The organism is Pseudomonas sp. AOB-7, assembly GCF_003696305.1.
In the GTDB taxonomy this organism is placed as follows: Bacteria; Pseudomonadota; Gammaproteobacteria; order Pseudomonadales; family Pseudomonadaceae; genus Aquipseudomonas.
The window spans coordinates 139,864-161,264 of the sequence record NZ_RFFK01000003.1 but is presented as its reverse complement, the minus strand read 5'-3'; the positions used below and the strand labels follow the sequence as shown (position 1 = coordinate 161,264).

Below are 21,401 nucleotides of genomic sequence, written 5' to 3'. Positions count from 1 at the left end.
ACTGAGGCGCGCCCCACTGCAGGATTCGGAGCGACCAGGCGCACGATGATAAACGCCTGCCCGGCGCATCACCAAGGCTGCTCGGCGGCGGCGGCGGCGTCGACCAGCTCCGCCGCAGTCAGCACGCGCGGTTCGGGCAGCAGCTGCAGGCGCGACGCCGCCGGTTCGCCCTGCAGCGCCTGTCGCCCAGCTGTCGGCTCATACTTTTTCACATTCCAACCGACGGTCGGGCTAGCCCTGGCGCGCCGGGCAGGCGATCATCGGGCCTCCTACGCAGACTCCAGACGTTATGACCGCTACCACCGACAGCCGCATCCCGACGCACAAGCCCCGCCCGCTGATCGACCTGGCCATCAGCATCCTGATCCCCTCGTTCATCCTGATGAAGCTCAGCGGCGACGAGCGCCTCGGCGCCGACGGCGCGCTGCTGCTGGCGCTGGCGTTCCCGCTGGGCTGGGGCGCGTTCGAGCTGATCAAGTACCGCAAGTTCAACTTCATCGCCCTGCTCGGCCTGATCAGCGTGGCGCTGACCGGCGGCATCGGCCTGCTGCACCTCGACACTCAGTGGCTGGCAGTCAAGGAGGCGGCGATCCCCGGGCTGATCGGCATCGCCGTGCTGGTCTCGACCCGCACCCGCTACCCGCTGATCCGCACCCTGCTGTTCAACAAGTCGGTGCTCAACGTCGACAAGATCCACCAGCGCCTGGAACAGGGCGGCCACCTCGAGCACTTCGAGACGCGGCTGATGCGCGCCACCTACTGGCTCAGCGGCACCTTCTTCTTCTCCTCGCTGATGAACTACGTGCTGGCCAAGTGGATAGTCGTCAGCCCGGCCGGCACCGAGGCGTTCAACGACGAGCTGGGGCGCATGACCCTGCTCAGCTACCCGATGATCGCCATCCCCTCGATGATCATGCTGATGGCGATCTTCTACTACCTGTGGAAGACCATCCACGGCCTCACCGGCCTGAGCCTGGAAGAGATCATGGCCCACCAGGGCCAGGAGTCGCAGTCCTGATTCCCGTCCGCGCCGGCCGCCCGGTCGGCGCAACGCCACGATGCTGAGCCTGTCCGCCTACCCGGCCCTGTTCCTCTCCGCCTTCGGCGCCGCCACCCTGCTGCCGCTGCAGTCGGAGGCCGTGCTGGTGGGCCTGCTGCTGCACGGCGAACACGCCCTCTGGGCCCTGCTGCTGGTGGCCACCTGCGGCAACGTGCTGGGTTCCTGGATCAACTGGCTGCTCGGCCGCTCCCTCGAGCGCTACCGGGAACGCCGCTGGTTCCCGGTCAGCCCGGCGCGCCTGCAGCAGGCGCAGGCCTGGTACGCCCGCCATGGGCGCTGGTCACTGCTGCTGAGCTGGCTGCCGGTGATCGGCGACCCGCTGACCCTGGTCGCCGGGGTGATGCGCGAACGCCTGTGGGTATTCCTCGCCCTCGTCAGCCTGGCCAAGGCCTCGCGCTACGCCGTGCTGGCCGCGCTGACCCTGCAGCTGAGCTGAACGCGCGCCCAGCAGGCCGTTGAAAAACGTAGGCGAGGCAGCCAGCGCAATACCGATGGCGGCCCCGCAAAAACAGGCGAAAAACGGCTGGGGTCGCAGGCGACTTTACGAGCTGTAAATGAGCATTTTGATCGGACTCGCGCACGAGCCTGTTTTTAACGCCGCGATGGCAACGCAGGTAGTTTTTCAACAGCCTGCTACGCCGGCCGCCAGATAGTTTCGGCACCGATGGAGGCCAGGTCGCGGCAGCCGGTCAGGGCCATGGCCACTTCCAGTTCGCCGCGCAGCATCTGCAGCACATGGGCCACGCCCACCGCGCCGGCCGCCGCCAGGCCGAACACATAGGGCCTTCCCACCAGCACTCCGTCGGCGCCCAGGGCCAGCGCCTTGAGCACGTCGCTGCCGCGACGAATGCCGCCGTCGAGCAGCAGCGGCACTTGCTTCTGCACCGCGGCGGCCACTTCCGGCAGCGCCTCGATGGTCGCCGGCAGGCCGTCCAGGCTGCGCCCGCCGTGATTGGAGACGATCAGCCCATCCATCCCCGCCGCCAGCGCCTGCTCGGCATCGGCGCCGCTCATGATGCCCTTGAGCAGGATCGGCAGGCGGGTCAGACCACGCAGCCAGGCCAGATCGGCCCAGGTCGGCGCCGCCGCCAATAGCGGGCCGCCGAGCAGCAGGCTGCCGGCAGGCGGCTCGATTGATGCCTGCAGCGGGCGCATGCCGCGCAGGTTGACCGCCTCGACACCCGCCGGCAGGGCGAAGCCGGCGCGCTGCTCGCGGTTGCGCACGCCGCTGACCGGCGCATCCACGGTCAGCACCAGCGCCTGGTAGCCGGCCGCCTCGGCGCGGCGCACCAGCGCCGCGGTGAAGTCGCGATCGGGCTGGATATACAGCTGGAACCACAGCGGCGTCTGCGCGGCGGCGGCGATAGTTTCCAGTTCGACGCTGGCCTGGGTGCTGACCAGCATGCCGGCGCGCACCGCGCCGGCCGCCAGCACGCTGGCCAGCTCGCCGTCGGGGTGGGCCAGCTTCTGATAGGCCACCGGGGCGAGGAAGATCGGGTGGTCGAAGTCCTGGCCGAACAGGCGCAGGCGCGTGTTGCCGCCGCTCAGGTCGCGCAGTACGCGGCTGCGCAAGCGCAGGCGGTCGAAGGCGGCACGGTTGTCGGCCAGGGTCAGCTCGTCGGCGGCGCCGCCGGCCAGGTAGGCCCAGGCCTGCTCGCTCAGGCGCTCGCGGGCGAAGCGCTCGTAGTCGGCCAGCGCGGCGATTTCTGCGGGTATCTGCTGCAGTTTGGGCAAGGGCATGGGAGCCTCTCCGCGAGTTGTTCGTCGCCCGGATGCCATCCGGGAAATGCGCGCCAGCTATCCCCGGATTGCATCCGGGCTATGGGTCGGGCGCTCAGGTCTGCGACCACTGGCGCAGCAGGTTGTGGTAGACGCCGGTCAGGCGCAGCAGCTCGGGGCTGTCCGGCAGTTGCTGGCGCAACGCCTGGATGCTGTCGTCCAGCTCCAGCAGCAGGTTACGCTGCGACTCCTCGCGCACCAGGCTCTGCACCCAGAAGAAGGCGGCCAGGCGCGCGCCGCGGGTCACCGGCTCGACCCGGTGCAGGCTGCCGCTGGAATAGAGCAGCAGATGGCCGGCAGGCAGCTTGACGCGCTTGTCCTGCAGCACCAGCTCGCCGCCGTCGTACTCGTCCGGCTCGCTGAGGAACAGGGTGGCCGACAGGTCGGCGCGGATGCGGTGCGGCGTGCCCGGCACGCTGAACACGGCGCTGTCGATATGCGCGCCGTAGCTGCCGCCCTCGGCGTAGCGGTTGAAGCGCGGCGGCAGCACCTTGAGCGGCAGTGCAGCGGCCATGAAACGCGGGCTCTGGCCGAGCTGGGCGAGGACGAACTCGGCCAGTTGCTGGGCCAGCGGATCGTCCTGGGCCAGTTGCTGGTTGGCCTTGACGCCGACCGCCTGGTGCCCGGCGCTGTGCCGACCGTCCTGCCAGTTGGCGGCCTGCAGCGCGGCGCGACACTGGCGCAGCTGCTCGGCGCTCAGCAGATCGGGGATATGCAGCATGGGTGAGGTCTCCAGGGCGGCTCGCCGTTGGCGCAGAATTCTAAAGAGAGCGAGGCCACTATGACAGCCATGCCTGGCGCTCGCTCCTGCTATAGGCAAACGCCCCGGCCGCTGGCGCGGTCGGGGCGTTGCCACAGGCACTTGCGCTTAGAAGCGGAAGTTGGTGCTCAGGGTGAAGGTACGCGGGTCGCCCAGCAGCACGCGGCGACCGTTCCAGTTGCTGGAGACGGCGTATTCCTCGTCGGTCAGGTTGTCGACGTTCAGGCGCACATCGAGGTTCTGGTTGACCTCGTAGCTGGCCATGGCGGCGAAGGTGGTGTAGCTCGGCAGCTTGCCGTACAGGCCGTTGGCGACGATACGGCTGGCATCGTCCGGGCGACCCAGGTAGGACGAACCGACGTGCTGCGCGCCCAGGCCCAGGGTCAGGCCGACCGGCAGGCGGTAGGTGGTCCACAGGTTGCCAGACACCTTGGGGGTGAAGGCCAGCTCGTCGCCGTCGGTGCGCAGCGCAGTGCCGTAGTCGCCGGCGTTGGCGCGTCGACGCACCTCGTCCAGATAGGCGCTGTGCTTGCGCTCGCTGTCCATGAAGACGATGCCGCCGTAGACGTTCCAGGCCTCGGTGATCTGGCCCGAGGCGCCCAGCTCCAGGCCCTTGACCACCTGCTCGCCGTAGCCCTTGAGGCTGTCGCTGGTCTCGCCGGCGTCGCGGCCGGTGATGGCCACGTCCTTCTTCACCGTGTAGAACAGCGCTGCGGTGGTGGACAGGCGCTTGTCGAAGAAGTCCCACTTGGTGCCGACTTCGTAGTTGTGCGCGCGCACCGGATCGGCGCCCGGGACGAAGCCGGGGAAGGCCTGGCCGTTGACCCGCGAGATGTCCGGGTTGGACAGGTAGGAGCCGGGCGGCTGGGTGGACACGCCGTAGGCGGCATACAGACTGCCGTTCTCTGCCGGCTTGTAGACCAGGCCGAGTTTGCCGCCGATGCTGAACTCGCGGTCGTCGAAGCCGTCGGCGCCCACCGCGGCGCCGGTCTGGACGTTACGGCTGCGGATATCGACGTCGTACTGCTCCAGGCGCAGGCCGCCGGTCAGTTGCCACTGCGGGGTGAACTCCAGGGTGTCGTAGAGGTACAGCGCCACGGTGTCGACGGTCACGTCGCTGCGCTCGCGCAGGCGGCTGTGCTTGGAAACCGGCCCGCTACGCTCCCAGTCCGGATCGAAGATATTGACGTTGCCCGGGTTGACCTCGGCATAGGTGCCGGCCTCGGACTCCTCGCGGGTCAGCTCCAGGCCGGCGGCCAGGTTGTGCTTGATCGAACCGGTGGCGAACTGCGCCGACAGGTTGGTCAGGTTGCTCAGGCTGGTGTTGACCCGGTCGTAGAACTGGGTGTCGGTACGCAGCTGGTCGCCGCCCAGGTACTGGAAGGGCAGGGTGTAGCGCGCCTGGCGGTCGACGCGCGCCCAGCGGGTCTGGTTGCTCAGGGTCATGCCGGTGGACAGGTCGTGTTCCAGACGCACCAGCAGCGCATCGCTGGTGGTGTCGTCGAAGTCCGACTTGAGGCCGTAGAACTCGTCGCGGTCGACCCCGGACAGCGCCGGGTTGTAGGGCGTGTCGCCCTTCATGCCCTTGACCGACGCACCGGAAACGCCCCAGTCCGGGCGGTCGTTCATCTGCACGTGCTCGTAGGCGAAGATCGCGCGGGTGTCGGTGCCCAGGCCGAAGGCCAGCGACGGCGCCAGGCCCCAGCTGTTCTTTTCGGCGTGCTCGCGACCGGCCACGCCGCTGTCTTCCACCAGCAGGTTGAGGCGGAAGGCGGCGCTGTCGTGGATGATCTGGTTGGTATCTAGGGTGGCGCGGCGGCGCGCCTCGGAATCGTACTGATCGAAGCCGAAGCTGGCGCCACCGGCAATGAAGCTTTCCAGGGTCGGCGTCTTGGTCACCAGATTGACGTAGCCGCCGGCGCCACCGCGGCCGTTGTCGGCGGCCGGGCCCTTGGCCACTTCCACCTGCTCGACGTTGAACACGTCGCGGGTGTAGCTGCCGTTGTCGCGGGCGCCGTCGATGAAGATGCTGCCGCTGGTGTCGAAACCGCGCAGGCTGAAGTTGTTGGTGCCGCTGGCGAAGCCGTTCTCACCGGCGTTGAAACTGATCCCCGGGGTGTTTTTCAGCACCTCGGTGAGGGTGCGCGCGTTCTGCTCGCGAAACAGCGCTTCGGGAATGATGTTGATCGTCTGTGGGGTATCCAGCAGCGCCGCGGTCTGCTTCGGCGAGGACGCCTTGTCGACCTTGTAGCCCTGGTCCTGCTGCCCCTGCACGGTGACGTTGTCCAGCTCCACTGCACTGTCCTGAGCCACGGCGAAGCCGGACGCCAGGGCCAGGCCGACGGCCGAAGCCAGCAGGCGACGCTGGGGAAGAGGTGCACGCTTGTTATGCTTATCGCTCACGAGAATCACTCCAGATAAAAACTGCGCGCGATAGTAGATGAGATTCAGTTGCAATCAATCTTTACGAACGATTTACAAAGGAGAATTTGTAACAAATATGTCACTGACAATCGCGCCTAGCCAACAGAGCGCTCTGGAAAGGGGTTTACAGCCGAACCGGGGGAAAGCGCAGAAGCCCGGCGGCAGAAATGACAACGCCCACACAAGGTGGGCGTTGCTGACCAGGCAGGTCGCTTACAGGTAGTAGGACTTCAGCGGCGGGAAGCCGTTGAACTCCACCGCGCTGTAGCTGGTGGTGTAGGCACCGGTGGACAGCCAGTACAGGCGGTCGCCGCTGGCCAGGTTGAGCGGCAGGCCGTACTTGTAGTGCTCGTACATGATGTCGGCGCTGTCGCAGGTGGGACCGGCGATCACCACTTCCTCCATCTCGCCCTTCTTCTCGGTCCAGATCGGGAACTTGATCGACTCGTCCATGGTTTCGATCAGGCCGCTGAACTTGCCGACGTCGGCGTAGACCCAGCGCTCCACCGCGGTGCGCGACTTGCGCGCCACCAGCACCACTTCCGAGACCAGCACGCCGGCGTTGGCGATCAGCGAGCGACCCGGTTCGAGGATGATTTCTGGCAGCTCGTCGCCGAAGTCTTCCTTGAGGAAACGGGTGATTTCCTCGGCGTAGGTTTCCAGGTCGTTGGTGCGCTGGATGTAGTTGGCCGGGAAGCCGCCGCCCATGTTGATCATCTGCAGGGTGATGCCGTCTTCTTCCTTGAGGCGCTCGAAGATCACCTTGACCTTGGCGATGGCCGCGTCCCACACGTCGATGTCGCGCTGCTGCGAGCCGACGTGGAAGGAGATGCCGTAGGGCACCAGGCCCAGCTGCTTGGCCAGGATCAGCAGGTCCAGGGCCATGTCCGGCTGGCAGCCGAACTTGCGCGACAGCGGCCAGTCGGCGCTGGTCGAGCCTTCGGTGAGGATGCGCACATAGACCTTGGCGCCCGGTGCGGCCTTGGCGATATTGCGCAGGTCGGCCTCGGAGTCGGTGGCGAACAGGCGCACGCCCTTGTCGAAGAAGTAGCGGATGTCGCGCGCCTTCTTGATGGTGTTGCCGTAGCTGATGCGCTCGGGACCAACGCCGGTGGCCATCACCTTGTCCAGCTCGTAGATCGAGGCGATGTCGAAGCTCGAGCCCTTGTCGCGCAGCAGCTCGATGATCTCGACGGCCGGGTTGGCCTTGACCGCGTAGTAGACCTTGGCGAACGGGAAGCAGTTGCCCAGCTGATCGTAGGCATCGCTGATGATCTGCCGGTCGATCACCACGAAGGGGGTTTCGTGCTGATCGGCGAACGCCTTCATGCGGGCAAAAGTGGCGGGTGCGTAATAGTCTTCGACCTTGATCGACATGCTGGTGACTCCAATGGCAAAACCGGGAACACATTGATTCGGGCAGCAGAACCGCTTACAGGTTCCGCCACGTGTCGGGGCTGGCCGCGCGTTGCTCCGGCCTGAACGTCTGACAGTTTCCCCACTTTGGTTCGCCTACTTCCCAAGGCATGTCGCCGAGCATCACCGGTACCGACCTGGCCGGCCGGCAACCTCTCGTCGTCAGTACTTGAGCCGGATGGATCGTTTCCAGCATGGACGTTCGGGCGCGGACTTTAAGACCATGCGCCCCTCAGATCAACCGGAAATTTCATCGTTCCGGATATCGCACGAAATGCCCGGAAATGCTGAACGGGCGCGGCCTGCAGCCGCTTGCCCGGCAGGCGAACTCCTTGCGGCAAAACAGTCTAGAACAGCCTTGAGTCAGCGCCATGACCAGGCCGGAGATTGGCTTCGCAAAAACCCATCCGACACTCTGCAGCGGCGCGACAAGCTGCCGGCGGCTCGCCACCGAGGTGCAGGCACCCGCACGGCGCTTGCTGTATACTTCGCGACCAATTTTTCGCCCCATCTTCATCCAGGTTCAGCCCATGACCACCCAGGCCGCCGAAGTCGCCAAGCGCCGTACCTTCGCCATCATTTCCCACCCGGACGCCGGTAAGACCACCATCACCGAGAAGCTGCTGCTGATGGGCAAGGCCATCGAGGTCGCCGGCACGGTGAAGTCGCGCAAATCCGACCGCCACGCCACCAGCGACTGGATGGAGATGGAAAAGCAGCGCGGCATCTCCATCACCACCTCGGTGATGCAGTTCCCCTACCGCGAGCACATGATCAACCTGCTCGACACCCCCGGCCACGAAGACTTCTCCGAAGACACCTACCGCACCCTGACCGCGGTGGACAGCGCGCTGATGGTGCTCGACGGCGGCAAGGGCGTGGAGCCGCGCACCATCGCCCTGATGGACGTGTGCCGCCTGCGGGATACTCCGATTGTGAGCTTTATCAACAAGCTCGACCGCGATATCCGCGACCCCATCGAGTTGCTCGACGAGATCGAGGCGGTGCTGAACATCAAGGCCGCGCCCATCACCTGGCCGATCGGCTGCTACCGCGACTTCAAGGGCGTGTACCACCTGTCCGAAGACAAGATCATCGTCTACACCCCGGGCCACGGCCACGAGCGTACCGAGGTGAAGATCATCGAGCACCTCGACTCGGACGCGGCCCGCGCACACCTGGGCGACCTCTACGACAACTTCGTCGACCAGCTGGAGCTGGTGCAGGGCGCCTGCCACGAATTCGATGCCGAAGCCTTCCTCAAGGGCGAGATGACCCCGGTGTTCTTCGGCACCGCGCTGGGCAACTTCGGCGTCGACCAGGTGCTCGACGCCGTGGTCGACTGGGCACCGCGCCCGCTGCCGCGCGCCGCCCACGAACGGGTGGTGGAACCGATCGAGGAGAAGTTCAGCGGCTTCGTGTTCAAGATCCAGGCGAACATGGACCCGAAACACCGCGACCGCATCGCCTTTATGCGTATCTGTTCGGGCAAGTACGAGAAGGGCATGAAGATGCGCCACGTGCGCATCAAGAAGGACCTCAAGGTCGCCGACGCGCTGACCTTCTTCTCCAGCGAGCGCGAGCACCTGGACGAAGCCTTCGCCGGCGACATCATCGGCCTGCACAACCACGGCACCATCCAGATCGGCGACACCTTCACCGAAGGCGAGAGCCTGGGCTTCACCGGCATCCCCCACTTCGCCCCGGAACTGTTCCGCCGCGTGCGCCTGAAGGACCCGCTGAAATCCAAGCAGCTACGCCAGGGCCTGCAGGAACTGGCCGAGGAAGGCGCGACCCAGGTGTTCTTCCCCGAGCGCAACAACGACATCATCCTCGGCGCGGTCGGTGTGCTACAGTTCGACGTGGTCGCCAGCCGCCTGAAGGAGGAATACAAGGTGGAATGCGCCTACGAGGCGATCAACGTCTGGTCGGCGCGCTGGATCGACTGCAGCGACGAGAAGAAGCTCAAGGAGTTCAAGGACAAGGCCTACGAGAACCTCGCCGTCGACGGCGGCGGCCACCTCACCTACCTGGCCCCGACCCGGGTCAACCTCAGCCTGATGGAAGAGCGCTGGCCGGAGATCAAGTTCCGCGCCACGCGTGAGCATCACTGATCGGCGGTGAACCCACGACCCCCCCCCCCTCGCCGGGCACCCCATCCCTCTCCCTTATAGGAAGAGGGATGGGGTAAGAGGGGCCTACGCCGCCGCCCCCACCGCCAGCGGCGGGGCATCGGCGCGTTTGATCACGGCATAGACCACCCCGGTGAGCAGGCTGCCGGCGACGATGGCCAGCAGATACGGCAGCGCCTGGTTGATCGCGTTGGGGATCAGCAGCACGAACAGCCCGCCGTGCGGCGCCATCAGCTTGCAGCCGAAGTACATCGACAGCGCACCGGTCAGGGCACCGCCGGCGATGCTGGCCGGGATCACCCGCAGCGGGTCCTTGGCGGCGAAAGGGATCGCCCCCTCGGAGATAAAGCAAAGCCCCAGTACGCCAGCCGCCTTGCCGGCCTGGCGTTCGCTCTGGGCGAACTTGCGCCGCGCCAGCAGGGTGGCGATGGCCATGCCGATCGGCGGCACCATGCCGGCGGCCATGGTCGCGGCCATCGGCGCGTAGCTCTGCGAGGCCAGCAGGCCCACGGAGAAGGCGTAGGCGGCCTTGTTGATCGGTCCGCCGAGATCGACGCACATCATGCCGCCGAGCAGCAGGCCGAGCAGAATCGCATTGGTGCTGCCCATGCCGTCGAGGAAGGCGGTCAGCCCGGCGAGCATGCCGGCCACCGGGCTGCCCACCAGGTAGATCATCACCAGGCCGGTGAACAGGCTGGCGACCAGCGGGATGATCAGGATGGGTTTCAGCGCCTCGATGCTGTCCGGCAGGCGCAGCCAGCGGGCGATGGCCAGGGCCGAGTAACCGGCGAGAAAGCCGGCGATGATGCCGCCGATAAAACCGGCGCCCAGCGAGCTGGCCAGCAGCCCGCCGATCATCCCCGGCGCCAGCCCCGGGCGATCGGCGATGGAGTAGGCGATATAGCCGGCCAGCAGCGGCACCATCAGCTGGAACGCCGTCTCGCCGCCGATCTTCATCAGCGCCGCGGCCAGGCTGCCCTCCTCCTTGAACGCCTCGATGCCGAAGACGAAGGACAGGGCGATCAGCAGACCGCCGGCCACCACCATCGGCAGCATATAGGACACGCCGGTGAGCAGGTGCTTGTAGGGCCCGGCCTTGGCACCGGGTTTGGCCGTGGTGGCGCCCTCGGCCGGCGTCGCCTCGCTCAGCGGCCGGGCCTCGGCCAGGGCGCGCTCGAGGGTCTGCTGCGGCTGCTTCAGCGCCACCCCGGTGCCGCAGCGATAGACCTTCTTGCCGGCGAAGCGGGCGGTATCCACCTCGATATCGGCGGCCAGCAGCACCGCGTCGGCGGCAGCGATGGCAGCCTCGTCCAGCAGGTTGCGCGCGCCCACCGAGCCGCGGGTCTCCACCTGCAGCTCGAGGCCCATGCGCGCGGCCGCCTGCTGCAGCGCCTCGGCGGCCATAAAGGTGTGCGCCACCCCGGTCGGGCAGGCGGTCACCGCCACCAGACGGGGTCGGTCAGCGGCCACGGCCGCGGCCTGCTCGGCGTAGGGCTGGGCGCGCTCGGCCGCCTCGCGCAGGAAACGCTGCGGATCGGCCAGCGCCTCGGCCGGGGTGGATTGCAGCAGGCGTTTGCCGACGAAGCGGCTCAGCGGCAACTCGCCGGTCTTGACCACCAGTACCAGGTCGGCGGCGGCGATATCCGCCTCGCTCAGCGGCGCGCCGATGGCGCGGGCGTCGTGCACCTCGACGCGGGTGCTCCAGCCCAGGCGCTCGGCGGCGGCCTGCAGCAGGCGCGAGCAGAGCACGCTGGTGACCTGGCCGTTGGGGCAGGCGGTGACGATCAGCAGGTTCATCGTGAAAGGCCTCTTATTCTTCTAGGGACTGCAGCTGCACCGCCGCTTCCAGGCGCGCCAGCTGTTCGCGATCGTGGATGCCGAAGCCGACCTGGGTCACCGCCTGGGCGGCCACCGCGGTGGCCAGGCGCAGGGTGCGCTCGGCCGGCCAGCCCGACAGCACACCGTGCAGGCTGGCGGCCAGCAGGGAGTCGCCGGCGCCGACCGTGCTGGCCACCGCGACCCGCGGCGGAATAGCGCGCAGGGCGATGCCTGGGCCGTGCCAGTCGACGCCGGCGGCGCCGCGCGACAGCAGCACGTGCTCGATGCCCTGGGCGCGCAGGCCGCGCACCGCCGCGTCGAGGTCGCTGCCGCAGGCCTCGGCCAGCTCCTCCTCGTTGGGCTTGATCAGCCAGGGCGTCACCGCCAGCGCAGCGCTCAGTGCGGCGCCGCTGCTGTCGACCGCCAGCGGCACACCGCTGGCCCTGAGCCGGCGCAGCAGGCCGGCGAACCACTCAGGCGCAACCCCGCGCGGCAGGCTGCCGGCCACGACCATGGCGTCGTGGCCGGCCAGCAGCGGGGCCAGCTCTTCGAGCAACTGCTCCAGGTGCTCGGCCTCGACCTGCGGACCGGGGCCGTTGAGGTCGGTGATGCGCCCGTCGGCCTCGGCCAGCTTGATATTGCTGCGCGTCTCGCCGGGCACGCGGACGAACAGGTCGTGGAAGCCGCGCCGGTGCATCAGGGCCTCGAACGGCGCCGCGTTGGCGCGGCCGAGGAAGCCGGCCACGCTCAGGCTGTGGCCGAGGTCGGCGAGCACCTGGGCGACGTTCAGGCCCTTGCCGGCGGCATGGCTGGCAAAATCGTGGCAGCGGTTGACCGCGCCGGGCTGCAGCTGGTCGAGGCTAAGGGTCAGGTCCAGCGCCGGGTTCAGGGTCAGGGTCAGGATGCGCGCCATCAGTGCACCTCCGCGACCAGCGCGCGCACCGCGACGGCGCTGTCCAGCGCCAGCGCCTGCTCGGCCAGCGCGCGCGCATGGCGGCTGTCCAGCTCGCGCACGCGCGCCTTGACCAGGGCGATGGCGCGCGGTGACACGCTCAGCTCGTCCACGCCCAGGCCGACCAGCAGCGGCACCGCCAGACGGTCGCTGGCCAGCTCGCCGCACACCCCGACCCACTTGCCCTCGGCATGCGCCGCCGCCGCCGTCATGCCGATCAGCCGCAGCACCGCCGGGTGCAGGCCGTCGGCCTGGGCCGAGAGGGTCGGGTGACCACGGTCGATGGCCAGGCAATACTGGGTCAGGTCGTTGGTGCCGATGCTGAAGAAGTCCACCTCGCGCGCCAGCACCGACGCCAGCAGGGCCGCCGACGGCACCTCGACCATGATGCCGAGCTGCAGGTCGGCCAGGGGGATTTCCTCGCGCAGGCGCAGGGCCATGTCGCGCGCCACCCGCCACTCCTCCACCGCGCCGACCATGGGGAACATGATCCGCAGCGGACGCCCCTCGGCCGCGGCCAGCAGCGCGCGCAGCTGGGTTTCGAGGATCTCCGGACGCTGCAGGCTAAGGCGAATGCCGCGCACGCCGAGGAAGGGGTTTTCCTCGGCCGGCATCGGCCAGTAGGGCAGCGGCTTGTCGCCGCCGACATCCAGGGTGCGCACCACCAGCGGGCGACCGCCCAAGGCGTCGAGTACGCGGCGGTACTCGACTTCCTGGGCCGCCTGGCTCGGCGCCTGGGCGTGTTCCATAAACACCAGTTCGGTGCGCAGCAGGCCCACCGCCTCGGCGCCCAGGGCCACCGCCTCGGCGGCCTCGCCGGCGGCGCCGATATTGGCCGCCACCTCGACGCGCACGCCGTCGCTGGTCACGGCCGCCTGCAGGCGCTCGGCATGCGCCTGCTCGCGGCGGCGCTGCGCGGTTTCGCGCTCGCGCAGGGCCTGCTGGCGGGTCGCCTGATCCGGCGCCACGCGCAGCAGGCCGCTGTCGCCGTCGAGCAGCAGCGGCGTGCCCTGGGCCAGCGCCAGCACCGCCTCGCCGGCGCCAACCACGGCGGGAATGCCCAGGGCGCGGGCGATGATGGCGCTGTGCGCGGTGGCGCCGCCGCGCGCGGTGAGGATGCCGGCGACGCGCTGGCGGTCCAGGCCGGCGACATCGGACGGCGCCACCTCGGCCATCACCAGTACATAGGGCTCGTCCGGCTCGCCCGGCAGCTCGACGCCGCACAGGCGCGCCAGCACGCGGCGGCCGATGTCGCGCAGGTCGGCGGCGCGCTCGGCCAGCAGCGCGTCGTGCAGGGCCTCCTGACGCTGCGCGGCGGCCTCGATCTCGGCCTGCCAGGCCGCCTCGGCACTGGCGCCGCGGGCCAGACGGGCGTCGACGTCCTCGCGCAGCGCCGGATCGTCGAGCATGGCCAGGTGGGCGCTGAAGATCTCGCGGATGCTGGCCACCCCGGCGCCATCGACCATCCGTTGGATCTCGCCGCCGATGGCCGCCAGCGCCGCATCCAGCCGGCGCCGCTCGCTAGCGGCGCCCTGGCCCTGCTCGGCATAGTCGAAGCGCGGCAGCACCCGCACCAGCGCCGGGCCCATGGCGATGCCCGGCGAGGCGGCCACCGCCTGCAGGCGGCTGCCGGCCGGCGGCGCCTGCAGCGGCACCTGCGCGGTTTCGTCGGCTGCCGGCTCCTGCGGCGCCACTGGCAACGGCTCGACCGCCTCGCCCAGGCCGCTCTCCAGCGCCGCGCGCAGCGCCGGCAGGGCGTCATCGGCGATGCCCGGTTCGGCGCTGAATTCGAGGACCTGCCCACGCCGCGCGCCGAGGGCGAGCAGGCGGCTGAGGCTCTTGGCCGAGACGCCGGCGCCGTCGTCGCCGGCCAGGCGCACGCGGATCTCGCCGGCGAAGCCCTGCGCCAGTTCGCTCAGAATCTTGGCCGGGCGCGCATGCAGGCCGTGGGCGTTGGCCAGTGGCAGCTGCACGCTGGGCCAGTCCGGCGCAACCTCGCCGCCGAGGGCCTCGATCACGCTGCGGCTGCTGTGCGCCTCGCACAACTCGGCGGCGCGCCCGCCGATCAGCACGTCGCACAGCCGTTCCAGCGCCTGACGATGCGCCTCGCCCTGGCTGGCCAGGCAGAACAGGCCCTTGAGCGGCTCGCCGCGAAACCTCAGGGGCGCCGCCGGAGTGACGAAGGCCAGCCCCGGCCGCTCCACGCCCCGTTCGCTGTGCAGCCACCACAGCCCCTCGCCCAGTGGCAGCGGCTCGCCGCGGGCCAGGCTGAGGGCGAAACCGGAGGCCGCGCAGCCGGCCTGCTTGAGCAGCCGCGCGCCCTGCCAGAGCAGCTCGTCGAAATCCTCGACCGGCAGGCCCAGGCCCACCAGTTGGCCGTCCATCGCCAGCGCCTGCGGCGCGCCCTGCAGCAACTCGACGATCTGCTCGGGCGTGCGCGCCGTGCGCAGCGCCTGGCTCAAATCGCCCTCGCCGAGCGCACGGGTGAGCAGCTGCAGCAGGTGCAGGTGCTCGTCGGACTGCGCGGCGATGGCGATGGCCAGGTACACCTGTTGGCCGTTGCCCCAGTCCACGCCGTCGGGGAACTGGATCAGGCAGACGCCGGTGCGCAGCACCTGGTCGCGGGTCTGCGGGGTGCCGTGGGGGATGGCGATGCCCTGGCCGAGAAAGGTCGAGCCCTGTGCCTCGCGCGCCTGCAGGCCGGCCAGGTAATCCGCGGTGGCCAGGCCGGCGGCGGCCAGAGCCTCGCCGAGCATGGCCAGCGCCGCCTGTTTGTCCACGGCCTGACGGCCCATCTGGATCTGGCTGGCGTCGAGTTCGAGCATGGAAATGTCCTCCGGCAGGCGAGGTATCCGAGTCATGCGGCCACCCGGATTCGCGATCTTGTTCTTAGCCTAGTCGATGAAAGCACTTGCTGAAACGTTTCATCTAGCGCTGGCACCTTATCCCAGAATCGGCGATCCTTGAAGCCCGATCGTCGTCGACAGCCTGGAAGCCCCGTGAAACTCAGCGATATCGCCCGCCTGGCGCAGGTCTCGGTGACCACCGCCAGCTACGTGATCAACGGTCAGGCCGAGCGCCGGCGCATCAGCCCGGCCACGGTGGAGCGGGTGCTGGCGGTGGTCGAGCAGCACGGCTATCGCCCCGACCAGCAGGCCGCCGGCCTGCGCCGCGGGCAGAGCCGCTGCCTGGGCTTCATCCTCCCCGACCTGGAAAACCCCAGCTACGCGCGCCTGGCCAAGCTGCTGGAGCAGAAGGCCCGCGCTGCCGGCTATCAATTGCTGATCGCCAGCTCCGACGACGACCCGCACAGCGAGCGGCAGTTGCTCGAACTGTTCCGCTCGCGCCGCTGCGACGCGCTGATCGTCGCCAGCTGCCTGCCGCCGGACGATCCGCTGTACCGCCGCCTGGTGGCCGGCGGCCTGCCGGTGATCGCGGTGGACCGCGCGCTGGACCCGGCGCATATCCGCTCGGTGGTCAGCGACGACGAGCAGGCCGGCGCCCAGCTCACCGCCAGCCTGCTCACGCCGCCGCCGCGGCATATCGCCCTGCTCGGCGCGCGCCCCGAGTTGGTGATCAGCCAAGCCCGCGAACGCGGCTTTCGCCAGGCGCTGCAAGGGTTCGCCGGGCGCATCAGCGTGCTGCACGGCGAGCAGTTCAGCCGCGCCAGCGGCCAGCGCCAGATGCAGGCGCTGCTGGCCGAGGCCGGCGCCCCCGACGCCCTGCTCACCACCGCCTACGTACTGCTCGAAGGGGTGCTCGACGCCCTGCGCGAACGGGCGCCGCAAGCCTGGCCGGCGCTGCGCCTGGCCACCTTCGGCGACACCCAGTTGTTGGATTTTCTGCCGCTGCGGGTCAACGTCATGAGCCAGCAGCACGAGCGCATCGCCGAACGGGTGCTGGCCTGGGCGCTGCAGGCGGTGGAGCAGGACGACTACCGCCCCGGCATCGAGGCCATCGAGCGCAGCTTCAAGGCGCGGCTGTAGAGCGCGGAGAAGACGCCGGTAGAAGCCCGCTGGCGGGCGATCGAGCACAGATCGCCGGCCAGACCAGGCGCCCCGCAGCTCCTAGGATCAAGCCACGCCGATCAATAAACGACCAGCCGAGACAATGCCGCGCCGGCTCTGCGCCGGCGCCATCGGCGCACAACTTATACACAGCTTGCTGCACCGTTACTGTGAGTTAAACGATTGAATCGGCTGGCAAATTTCTGCGCGCCTGGCATCTGCCGGACAAATCGCCGATGCTTGCTCCATGCGCCTGATCGACACCCACACCCACCTGGATTTCCCCGACTTCGACGCAGACCGCGCCGAGATGCTGGCGCGCAGCCGCGCCCTGGGTGTCGAGCGCCTGGTGGTGCTCGGGGTGTACCAGACCAACTGGCAACGGCTGTGGGATCTGGTGCAGGTCGAAGACGGCCTGTACGCCGCCTTCGGCCTGCACCCGGTGTATCTGGAGCAGCACCTGCCCGAACACCTGGGCGAGCTGCGCGCCTGGCTGACGCGCCTGGCCGGCCATCCGCGGCTCTGCGCGCTGGGCGAATTCGGCCTGGACTACTACCTGGACAGCCTAGACCGCCAGCGCCAGCAGGCGCTGTTCGAGGCGCAGCTGGCGCTGGCCGCCGAGTTCGAACTACCCGCCCTGCTCCACGTGCGCCGCGCCCATGCGGCGACCATCGCCACCCTCAAGCGCTTTCGCCTCAAGCGCGGCGGCATCGTCCACGCCTTCGCCGGCAGCTACGAGGAGGCGCGCGAGTACCTCAAGCTGGGCTTTCGCCTCGGCCTCGGCGGCGCCGCCACCTGGCCGCAAGCCAACCGCCTGCGCAAGGTGCTCACGCAACTGCCGCTGGAGGCCATGGTGCTGGAGACCGACGCCCCGGACATGGCCCCGGCCATGCACCCGAACCAGCGCAACAGCCCCGAATACCTGGCGGACATCTGCACCGTGCTGGCGGCGCTGCGCGGCATCACGGCCGAGGAACTGGCCACGGCCAGCAGCCGCAATGCCTGCGAATTGTTCGGCTGGACTTAAAACGCCGTAGGAGCCAGCGTGCTGGCAAGGCTAGGCGCCCCGCAGCACCTATGGGGGGGCACTGTCGTTGTAGCCCGGATGAAATCCGGGCTCAGACGCCAAACCATCCCGGATTGCGTCCGAGCTAAGAGCTGGTCGTGGGTTAGCTCGAATATCCGCGGGAGAGGCTTTAGCCGCGACTACAACCGCTGAAAGCTCGCCGCTAAAGCACCTGCCATACGTATCCCTACACCCGAAACGCACCGATCAGTTGCTTGAGCCGCGAGACCAGTTCGCTCAGCTCGCGGCTGGCCTGTTCGGTCTGGCTGGCGCCGGCGGCGGTGCGTTCGCCGGCGTGGTTGATCTCGACGATGTTCTGGTCGATGTCGTGGGCCACCGCGGTCTGCTGCTCGGCGGCGGCGGCGATCTGCTGGTTCTGGTCGACGATCAAGCCCACCGCACCGAGGATGTTCTCCAGCGCCTGCTGCACCTTGGCCGACTCGCTGACCGTGCCATCGGCCATCTGGTGGCTGGCGTTCATCGCCTTGACCGCCGCGCCGACGCCGCCCTGCAGCTTGGCGATCATCGACTCGATTTCCTCGGTGGACTGCTGGGTGCGCTTGGCCAGGTTGCGCACCTCGTCGGCCACCACGGCGAAGCCGCGACCCTGCTCGCCGGCACGCGCCGCCTCGATGGCGGCGTTGAGCGCCAGCAGGTTGGTCTGCTCGGCGATGCCCTTGATCACGTCGAGCACCTGGCTGATCGAGGCGCTGTCGCTGGCCAGCTGGTTGATCACCGCCACCGACTGGTCGATCTCGCCGGCCAGACGCTGGATGGCGCCGACCTGGGTCTCGACCAGGGCGCGGCCGCTGACCGTTTCCTGGTTGACGCTCTGCGCGCTGCCCACCGCGGCGGCGGCGCTGCGTGCCACTTCCTGGGCAGTGGCGGACATCTGGTTCATCGCCGTGGCCACCTGCTCGATCTGCGCGCGCTGGCCGGCCACCGCCTGGTTGCTCTCGCCGGACACCAGCTCGACGCGGTCGGCCTGGCCTTCGACTTCGCCGACGGTGTGGCCGACCCGTTCGATCAGGTCGTGAATACGCACCACGGTCTGGTTGAACACCTGGCCCAGTTCACCCAGTTCGTCGCGGCTCTGCGCCTGGAAGCTCACGGTCATGTCGCCGGCGGCGACCTTTTCCATCACCTGGCCGAGGGTCTTCAGGGTGGAGCGGGTGGAGACGTAGAAGCCGGCGTAGAGGTAGAGAATCAACAGGAACACCACTACCAGGGCCGCCACCAGCAGCACCATCTGCGCGCGGTTGTCATTCAGGCGCTCGCTCAGCTGGCTGTCGAGGAAGGCCAGCAGGCCGTCGTTGAAGGCGTGGGTCTTGGCCATCTGCTGGCTGACCTGGTCGTAGAATTGCGCCCAGGGCGTGTCCAGACTGTCGGCGATGATCACCTGATCCTCGAACAGCACGGCGCTGTCCTTGAGGGTCTGCCGGCTGGCCTCGGCCAGGCTGCCCAGGCCGTTCTGCGCGGTGACGTTGCCGGCCAGCGCTTCCTGCAGGTTGAGGCCGTACTCGGCGTGCAGCTTTTCCAGTTGCAGCAGCAGGTCGTCGAACTTGGTGCTGGCCGCGGAGTTGAGGAAGCCCTGGCCCAGGGAGTAGGAGCCGATGGCCCGGCCCTGGCTGAGCACATCGGTGACCTGCGGGGTGACGTTGGCGATCAGCTCGGTGATCTGCCGCACCTGCCGCTGCGGGTCCTGGCTGAGGCCGGCCTGGCTGGCCACCAGCTTGATGAACACCTGGGAGGAGCCGAGCAGCTTCTCGACTATCACCGTCTTGCTCTGCAACGAGGTCTCGGCCTCGGCACTCTTCAGTGCGGCGAGCATCTCGTCGCGCTTGGCAACGAACTCGGCGGCCTGCTCGGCATCGCGCACCACCGGCTCGAGACCTTGCAGGCCGGCGTCGAGCGCCTGCTGCAACTGCTTGATGCGCCCCTCCAGATCGCCGGCCTGACCGGACTGGCCGATCATCGCGTTGATCTGCACCAGGTCGTTGAGGCTCTCCAGATCGCGGCGCAACTGCAGGCTGTCGCCGAGCAACTCGAGGCTTTCCAGTGCGCTCTGGGTGCCGACGAACTGACGATAGGAGTCACGCACCAGGTAGAAGTTGGTGACCAGCATGGGCAGGAAGAACAGAACGCTGATCAGGCTGAACTTCATGCCGAAGCTGAGGCGATTCATCAGCGCGATGGCCGGATACAACACGGTCTTCACTAGACGTCTCCAGTTGCCATTATTGTTATGAGTGTTGCCTGGACCGCCGCCGAGCCTCTCATGGGCTGACGACGGCGTCCTGTGCAGCCCGATCTGTATGTGAGTAGGCGCCGTCTATACAGGCAGGCAGTGAGACGGACATCACGAAAACAGGATCGACCACGGCCTCCTATATACCCGTTATCGACGCCGATCTCTGTAACTTAAGGTTAAGCGTCCGCCCCTGGGGGATTAGGCTCGCCATCCGTCGCCTGGATTAGCCGCAGGCGTAATCCGGGCCATGCAAGCGCCGCGGATTTCGGGTTCCGCGTTGATCGCCGATTGCGCTCAGACCAGTAGCACCCACAGGGCGTAGCCGGCGTACCAGACCACCGCGGCGCGGATCAGCAGCTGCCAGAGCTGATCCAGGGTATCGACGCCCGCCTCGCCCAGCACCGGCGCCGGCATTTCCCCGGCGGCCCGCCCGGCCTTGATCACCAGCTGCGCCGCGGAAATGTCCCAGCTGAGCAGCTCGTGCAGCAAGGCACGGCTGACCGCGACGAAATTGCCGACCAGGGCGAAGCTGGAGGCCAGCACCCGCGCCGGCAGCCAGTCGAAGGCGTGCCGCAGCTGCACCGCGCGTTCGCGCAGCGCCGGCTGCTCGGCATGTTCGGCGCAGAGCGCCAGCAGGCGATAGGCCAGGGCGGCCATGGGCCCGAGCAACAGGTACCAGAAGATCACCGCGAAGAAACTCTGGTAGGCCTGCCACAGCAAATGCCCCTGCACCTGCTGCAGGAGTTCGGCGCCCTCCTCCGGCTGCAGCGCCAGGTCACGCTCCACCACGTGGTAGGCCGCCTGCCCGTCACCGCGGCGCCAGGCGTCGCGAAACGGCCCCAGCGCGGTCAGCAGATCGCCCCGTCCTAGGCTGTAGATCAGCACCAGCAGGTGCACCGGCAGCGCCAGCCAGCCGTAGGCCACCGGTTCGAGCACCAGCAACACCAGGCCCAGCGCCAGCACCGGCACCAGCACCAGCGCCGCCAGGCACAACCAGGGCGCCTGCTGCAGGCTGCCCTGCTGCAGCCGCTGCAACTGGGCCAGCCAGGGGCCGTCCTGCTGGATGCGCAGGCGCCAGGCGGAAAACTTCTCGACCCACAGCACCAGCAGAATCACCAGAAAACTCATCGTACTTCTCCTTTAATCCTTGAGCGCTGCGTGCAGACGCGACCAGTCGAAGGCCGGCCCCGGGTCGGTCTTGCGCCCGGGCGCGATATCGCTGTGGCCGCGAATGCGCTGCGCCGAAAGCGCCGGGTAGGCGGCCAGCAACTGGCGCGTCAGCTCGCCCAGACAGGCATACTGGGCATCGGTGTAGGGCTGCTCGTCGGTGCCTTCCAGCTCCACGCCGAGAGAAAAATCGTTGCAGTTGTCGCGCCCCTCGAACCAGGACTGCCCGGCATGCCAGGCGCGATCCAGGCAGGAGACGAACTGGGTCAGCGTACCGTCGCGCTCGATGAAGAAATGCGCGGAGACCCGCAGCGTGGCGATCTCGGCATAGAAGGGATGCTCGTCCAGCGGCAGGCGGTTCTGGAAGAACGCCTGCACCTTGCTGGTGCCGAACTGCCCGGGCGGCAGGCTGATGTTATGCACCACCAGCAGCGATACCTCGCCGCTTGGCCGCGCATTGAAATTCGGCGAAGGGCAATGGCCAATGCCCTGGAACCAGCCGGTGGAGGGATCAAGCTGCATGGGGCGCTCCTGAACGAGGCCCCACTCTAGAGCAGCCAGCCGCAGCG

General features: G+C 68.3%; 16 protein-coding genes and 1 pseudogene. 5 read left to right on the top strand and 12 right to left on the bottom strand.

From position 1 onward, the window contains the following. Positions 1 to 68: 68 nt before the first annotated feature. Positions 69 to 212: a hypothetical protein gene (locus EA796_RS23200; RefSeq protein ID WP_158603091.1), complete on the bottom strand. Its 144-nt coding sequence runs from the start codon at positions 210 to 212 to the stop codon at positions 69 to 71. 77 nt (positions 213 to 289) lie between these two features. On the opposite strand from EA796_RS23200, the gene EA796_RS07355 reads away from it, so the two are divergent. Continuing rightward, complete coding sequence (locus EA796_RS07355) at positions 290 to 1,018, top strand: VC0807 family protein (RefSeq protein ID WP_021442672.1); 729 nt, start codon at positions 290 to 292, stop codon at positions 1,016 to 1,018. A gap of 40 nt (positions 1,019 to 1,058) precedes the next feature. Then, positions 1,059 to 1,496, top strand: coding sequence for a YqaA family protein (locus tag EA796_RS07350; RefSeq protein ID WP_122108152.1), 438 nt, complete (start codon positions 1,059 to 1,061; stop codon positions 1,494 to 1,496). Between the two features lie 197 nt (positions 1,497 to 1,693). Here EA796_RS07350 and EA796_RS07345 read toward each other — a convergent pair whose 3' ends face one another. From EA796_RS07345 to EA796_RS07330, 4 genes are all read right to left on the bottom strand, one after another. Continuing rightward, a complete protein-coding gene (locus EA796_RS07345) occupies positions 1,694 to 2,800 on the bottom strand; it encodes an alpha-hydroxy acid oxidase (protein ID WP_122108151.1) in 1,107 nt (368 codons plus the stop codon). Positions 2,801 to 2,894: 94 nt separating this feature from the next. Then, a complete protein-coding gene (locus EA796_RS07340) occupies positions 2,895 to 3,560 on the bottom strand; it encodes a Fe2+-dependent dioxygenase (protein ID WP_122108150.1) in 666 nt (221 codons plus the stop codon). Between the two features lie 147 nt (positions 3,561 to 3,707). Continuing rightward, positions 3,708 to 6,002: a TonB-dependent siderophore receptor gene (locus tag EA796_RS07335; protein ID WP_021442829.1), complete on the bottom strand. Its 2,295-nt coding sequence runs from the start codon at positions 6,000 to 6,002 to the stop codon at positions 3,708 to 3,710. Positions 6,003 to 6,236: 234 nt separating this feature from the next. After that, positions 6,237 to 7,400, bottom strand: a complete 1,164-nt coding sequence (locus tag EA796_RS07330) for a type III PLP-dependent enzyme (RefSeq protein WP_021442828.1) — start codon at positions 7,398 to 7,400, stop codon at positions 6,237 to 6,239. 569 nt (positions 7,401 to 7,969) lie between these two features. On the opposite strand from EA796_RS07330, the gene EA796_RS07325 reads away from it, so the two are divergent. Next, on the top strand, positions 7,970 to 9,553 hold the full coding sequence (locus tag EA796_RS07325) for a peptide chain release factor 3 (RefSeq protein WP_122108149.1): 1,584 nt from the start codon (positions 7,970 to 7,972) through the stop codon (positions 9,551 to 9,553). 84 nt (positions 9,554 to 9,637) lie between these two features. On the opposite strand, the gene EA796_RS07320 is transcribed toward EA796_RS07325, so the two are convergent. The 3 genes from EA796_RS07320 to ptsP are packed head-to-tail and all read right to left on the bottom strand — an operon-like array spanning position 9,638 to position 15,166. Then, positions 9,638 to 11,368, bottom strand: a complete 1,731-nt coding sequence (locus EA796_RS07320) for a fructose-specific PTS transporter subunit EIIC (RefSeq protein WP_122108148.1) — start codon at positions 11,366 to 11,368, stop codon at positions 9,638 to 9,640. A gap of 13 nt (positions 11,369 to 11,381) precedes the next feature. Then, positions 11,382 to 12,302, bottom strand: coding sequence for a 1-phosphofructokinase (pfkB, locus tag EA796_RS07315; RefSeq protein ID WP_122108147.1), 921 nt, complete (start codon positions 12,300 to 12,302; stop codon positions 11,382 to 11,384). Further along, positions 12,302 to 15,166: a phosphoenolpyruvate--protein phosphotransferase gene (gene ptsP / locus EA796_RS07310; protein WP_122108146.1), complete on the bottom strand. Its 2,865-nt coding sequence runs from the start codon at positions 15,164 to 15,166 to the stop codon at positions 12,302 to 12,304. The genes pfkB and ptsP overlap by 1 nt, the downstream gene beginning before the upstream one ends. Positions 15,167 to 15,340: 174 nt before the next feature. Between ptsP and cra the strand changes: the two genes are divergently transcribed. Together cra and EA796_RS07300 are read left to right on the top strand one after the other, a co-directional pair. Beyond that, entirely contained in the window at positions 15,341 to 16,327 is a 987-nt protein-coding gene (gene cra, locus EA796_RS07305) for a catabolite repressor/activator (RefSeq protein WP_122108145.1), read from the top strand. A 268-nt stretch (positions 16,328 to 16,595) separates the two neighbouring features. Then, positions 16,596 to 17,375, top strand: coding sequence for a TatD family hydrolase (locus tag EA796_RS07300; RefSeq protein WP_122108144.1), 780 nt, complete (start codon positions 16,596 to 16,598; stop codon positions 17,373 to 17,375). Positions 17,376 to 17,601: 226 nt separating this feature from the next. On the opposite strand, the gene EA796_RS23675 is transcribed toward EA796_RS07300, so the two are convergent. The 4 genes and pseudogenes from EA796_RS23675 to ampD form a co-directional block, all read right to left on the bottom strand. Then, positions 17,602 to 18,306 (bottom strand): methyl-accepting chemotaxis protein, encoded by a 705-nt coding sequence (locus tag EA796_RS23675; protein WP_371921463.1) that lies wholly within the window; start codon positions 18,304 to 18,306, stop codon positions 17,602 to 17,604. A gap of 150 nt (positions 18,307 to 18,456) precedes the next feature. Further along, positions 18,457 to 18,663: pseudogene (locus EA796_RS23670) on the bottom strand (HAMP domain-containing protein); the annotation flags it as partial. Between the two features lie 1,296 nt (positions 18,664 to 19,959). Then, positions 19,960 to 20,793, bottom strand: a complete 834-nt coding sequence (ampE, locus tag EA796_RS07290; protein ID WP_122108142.1) for a regulatory signaling modulator protein AmpE — start codon at positions 20,791 to 20,793, stop codon at positions 19,960 to 19,962. A gap of 12 nt (positions 20,794 to 20,805) precedes the next feature. Continuing rightward, positions 20,806 to 21,354 carry a 1,6-anhydro-N-acetylmuramyl-L-alanine amidase AmpD gene (gene ampD, locus EA796_RS07285; RefSeq protein WP_122108141.1) on the bottom strand — a complete coding sequence of 183 codons (549 nt, stop codon included), beginning with the start codon at positions 21,352 to 21,354 and terminating at the stop codon, positions 20,806 to 20,808. Positions 21,355 to 21,401 lie beyond the last annotated feature (47 nt).

What these genes read in the sequence shown, in the direction of transcription:
- EA796_RS07325 (WP_122108149.1), top strand. Translation starts at nt 7,970, where the DNA reads ATGACCACCCAGGCCGCCGAAGTCGCCAAGCGCCGTACCTTCGCCATC.
- ampD (WP_122108141.1), bottom strand. Translation starts at nt 21,354, where the DNA reads ATGCAGCTTGATCCCTCCACCGGCTGGTTCCAGGGCATTGGCCATTGC.
- EA796_RS07340 (WP_122108150.1), bottom strand. Translation starts at nt 3,560, where the DNA reads ATGCTGCATATCCCCGATCTGCTGAGCGCCGAGCAGCTGCGCCAGTGT.
- ptsP (WP_122108146.1), bottom strand. Translation starts at nt 15,166, where the DNA reads ATGCTCGAACTCGACGCCAGCCAGATCCAGATGGGCCGTCAGGCCGTG.
- EA796_RS07300 (WP_122108144.1), top strand. Translation starts at nt 16,596, where the DNA reads ATGCGCCTGATCGACACCCACACCCACCTGGATTTCCCCGACTTCGAC.
- EA796_RS23675 (WP_371921463.1), bottom strand. Translation starts at nt 18,306, where the DNA reads ATGTCCGCCACTGCCCAGGAAGTGGCACGCAGCGCCGCCGCCGCGGTG.
- EA796_RS07355 (WP_021442672.1), top strand. Translation starts at nt 290, where the DNA reads ATGACCGCTACCACCGACAGCCGCATCCCGACGCACAAGCCCCGCCCG.
- EA796_RS07330 (WP_021442828.1), bottom strand. Translation starts at nt 7,400, where the DNA reads ATGTCGATCAAGGTCGAAGACTATTACGCACCCGCCACTTTTGCCCGC.
- pfkB (WP_122108147.1), bottom strand. Translation starts at nt 12,302, where the DNA reads ATGGCGCGCATCCTGACCCTGACCCTGAACCCGGCGCTGGACCTGACC.
- ampE (WP_122108142.1), bottom strand. Translation starts at nt 20,793, where the DNA reads ATGAGTTTTCTGGTGATTCTGCTGGTGCTGTGGGTCGAGAAGTTTTCC.
- EA796_RS07350 (WP_122108152.1), top strand. Translation starts at nt 1,059, where the DNA reads ATGCTGAGCCTGTCCGCCTACCCGGCCCTGTTCCTCTCCGCCTTCGGC.
- EA796_RS07345 (WP_122108151.1), bottom strand. Translation starts at nt 2,800, where the DNA reads ATGCCCTTGCCCAAACTGCAGCAGATACCCGCAGAAATCGCCGCGCTG.
- EA796_RS07320 (WP_122108148.1), bottom strand. Translation starts at nt 11,368, where the DNA reads ATGAACCTGCTGATCGTCACCGCCTGCCCCAACGGCCAGGTCACCAGC.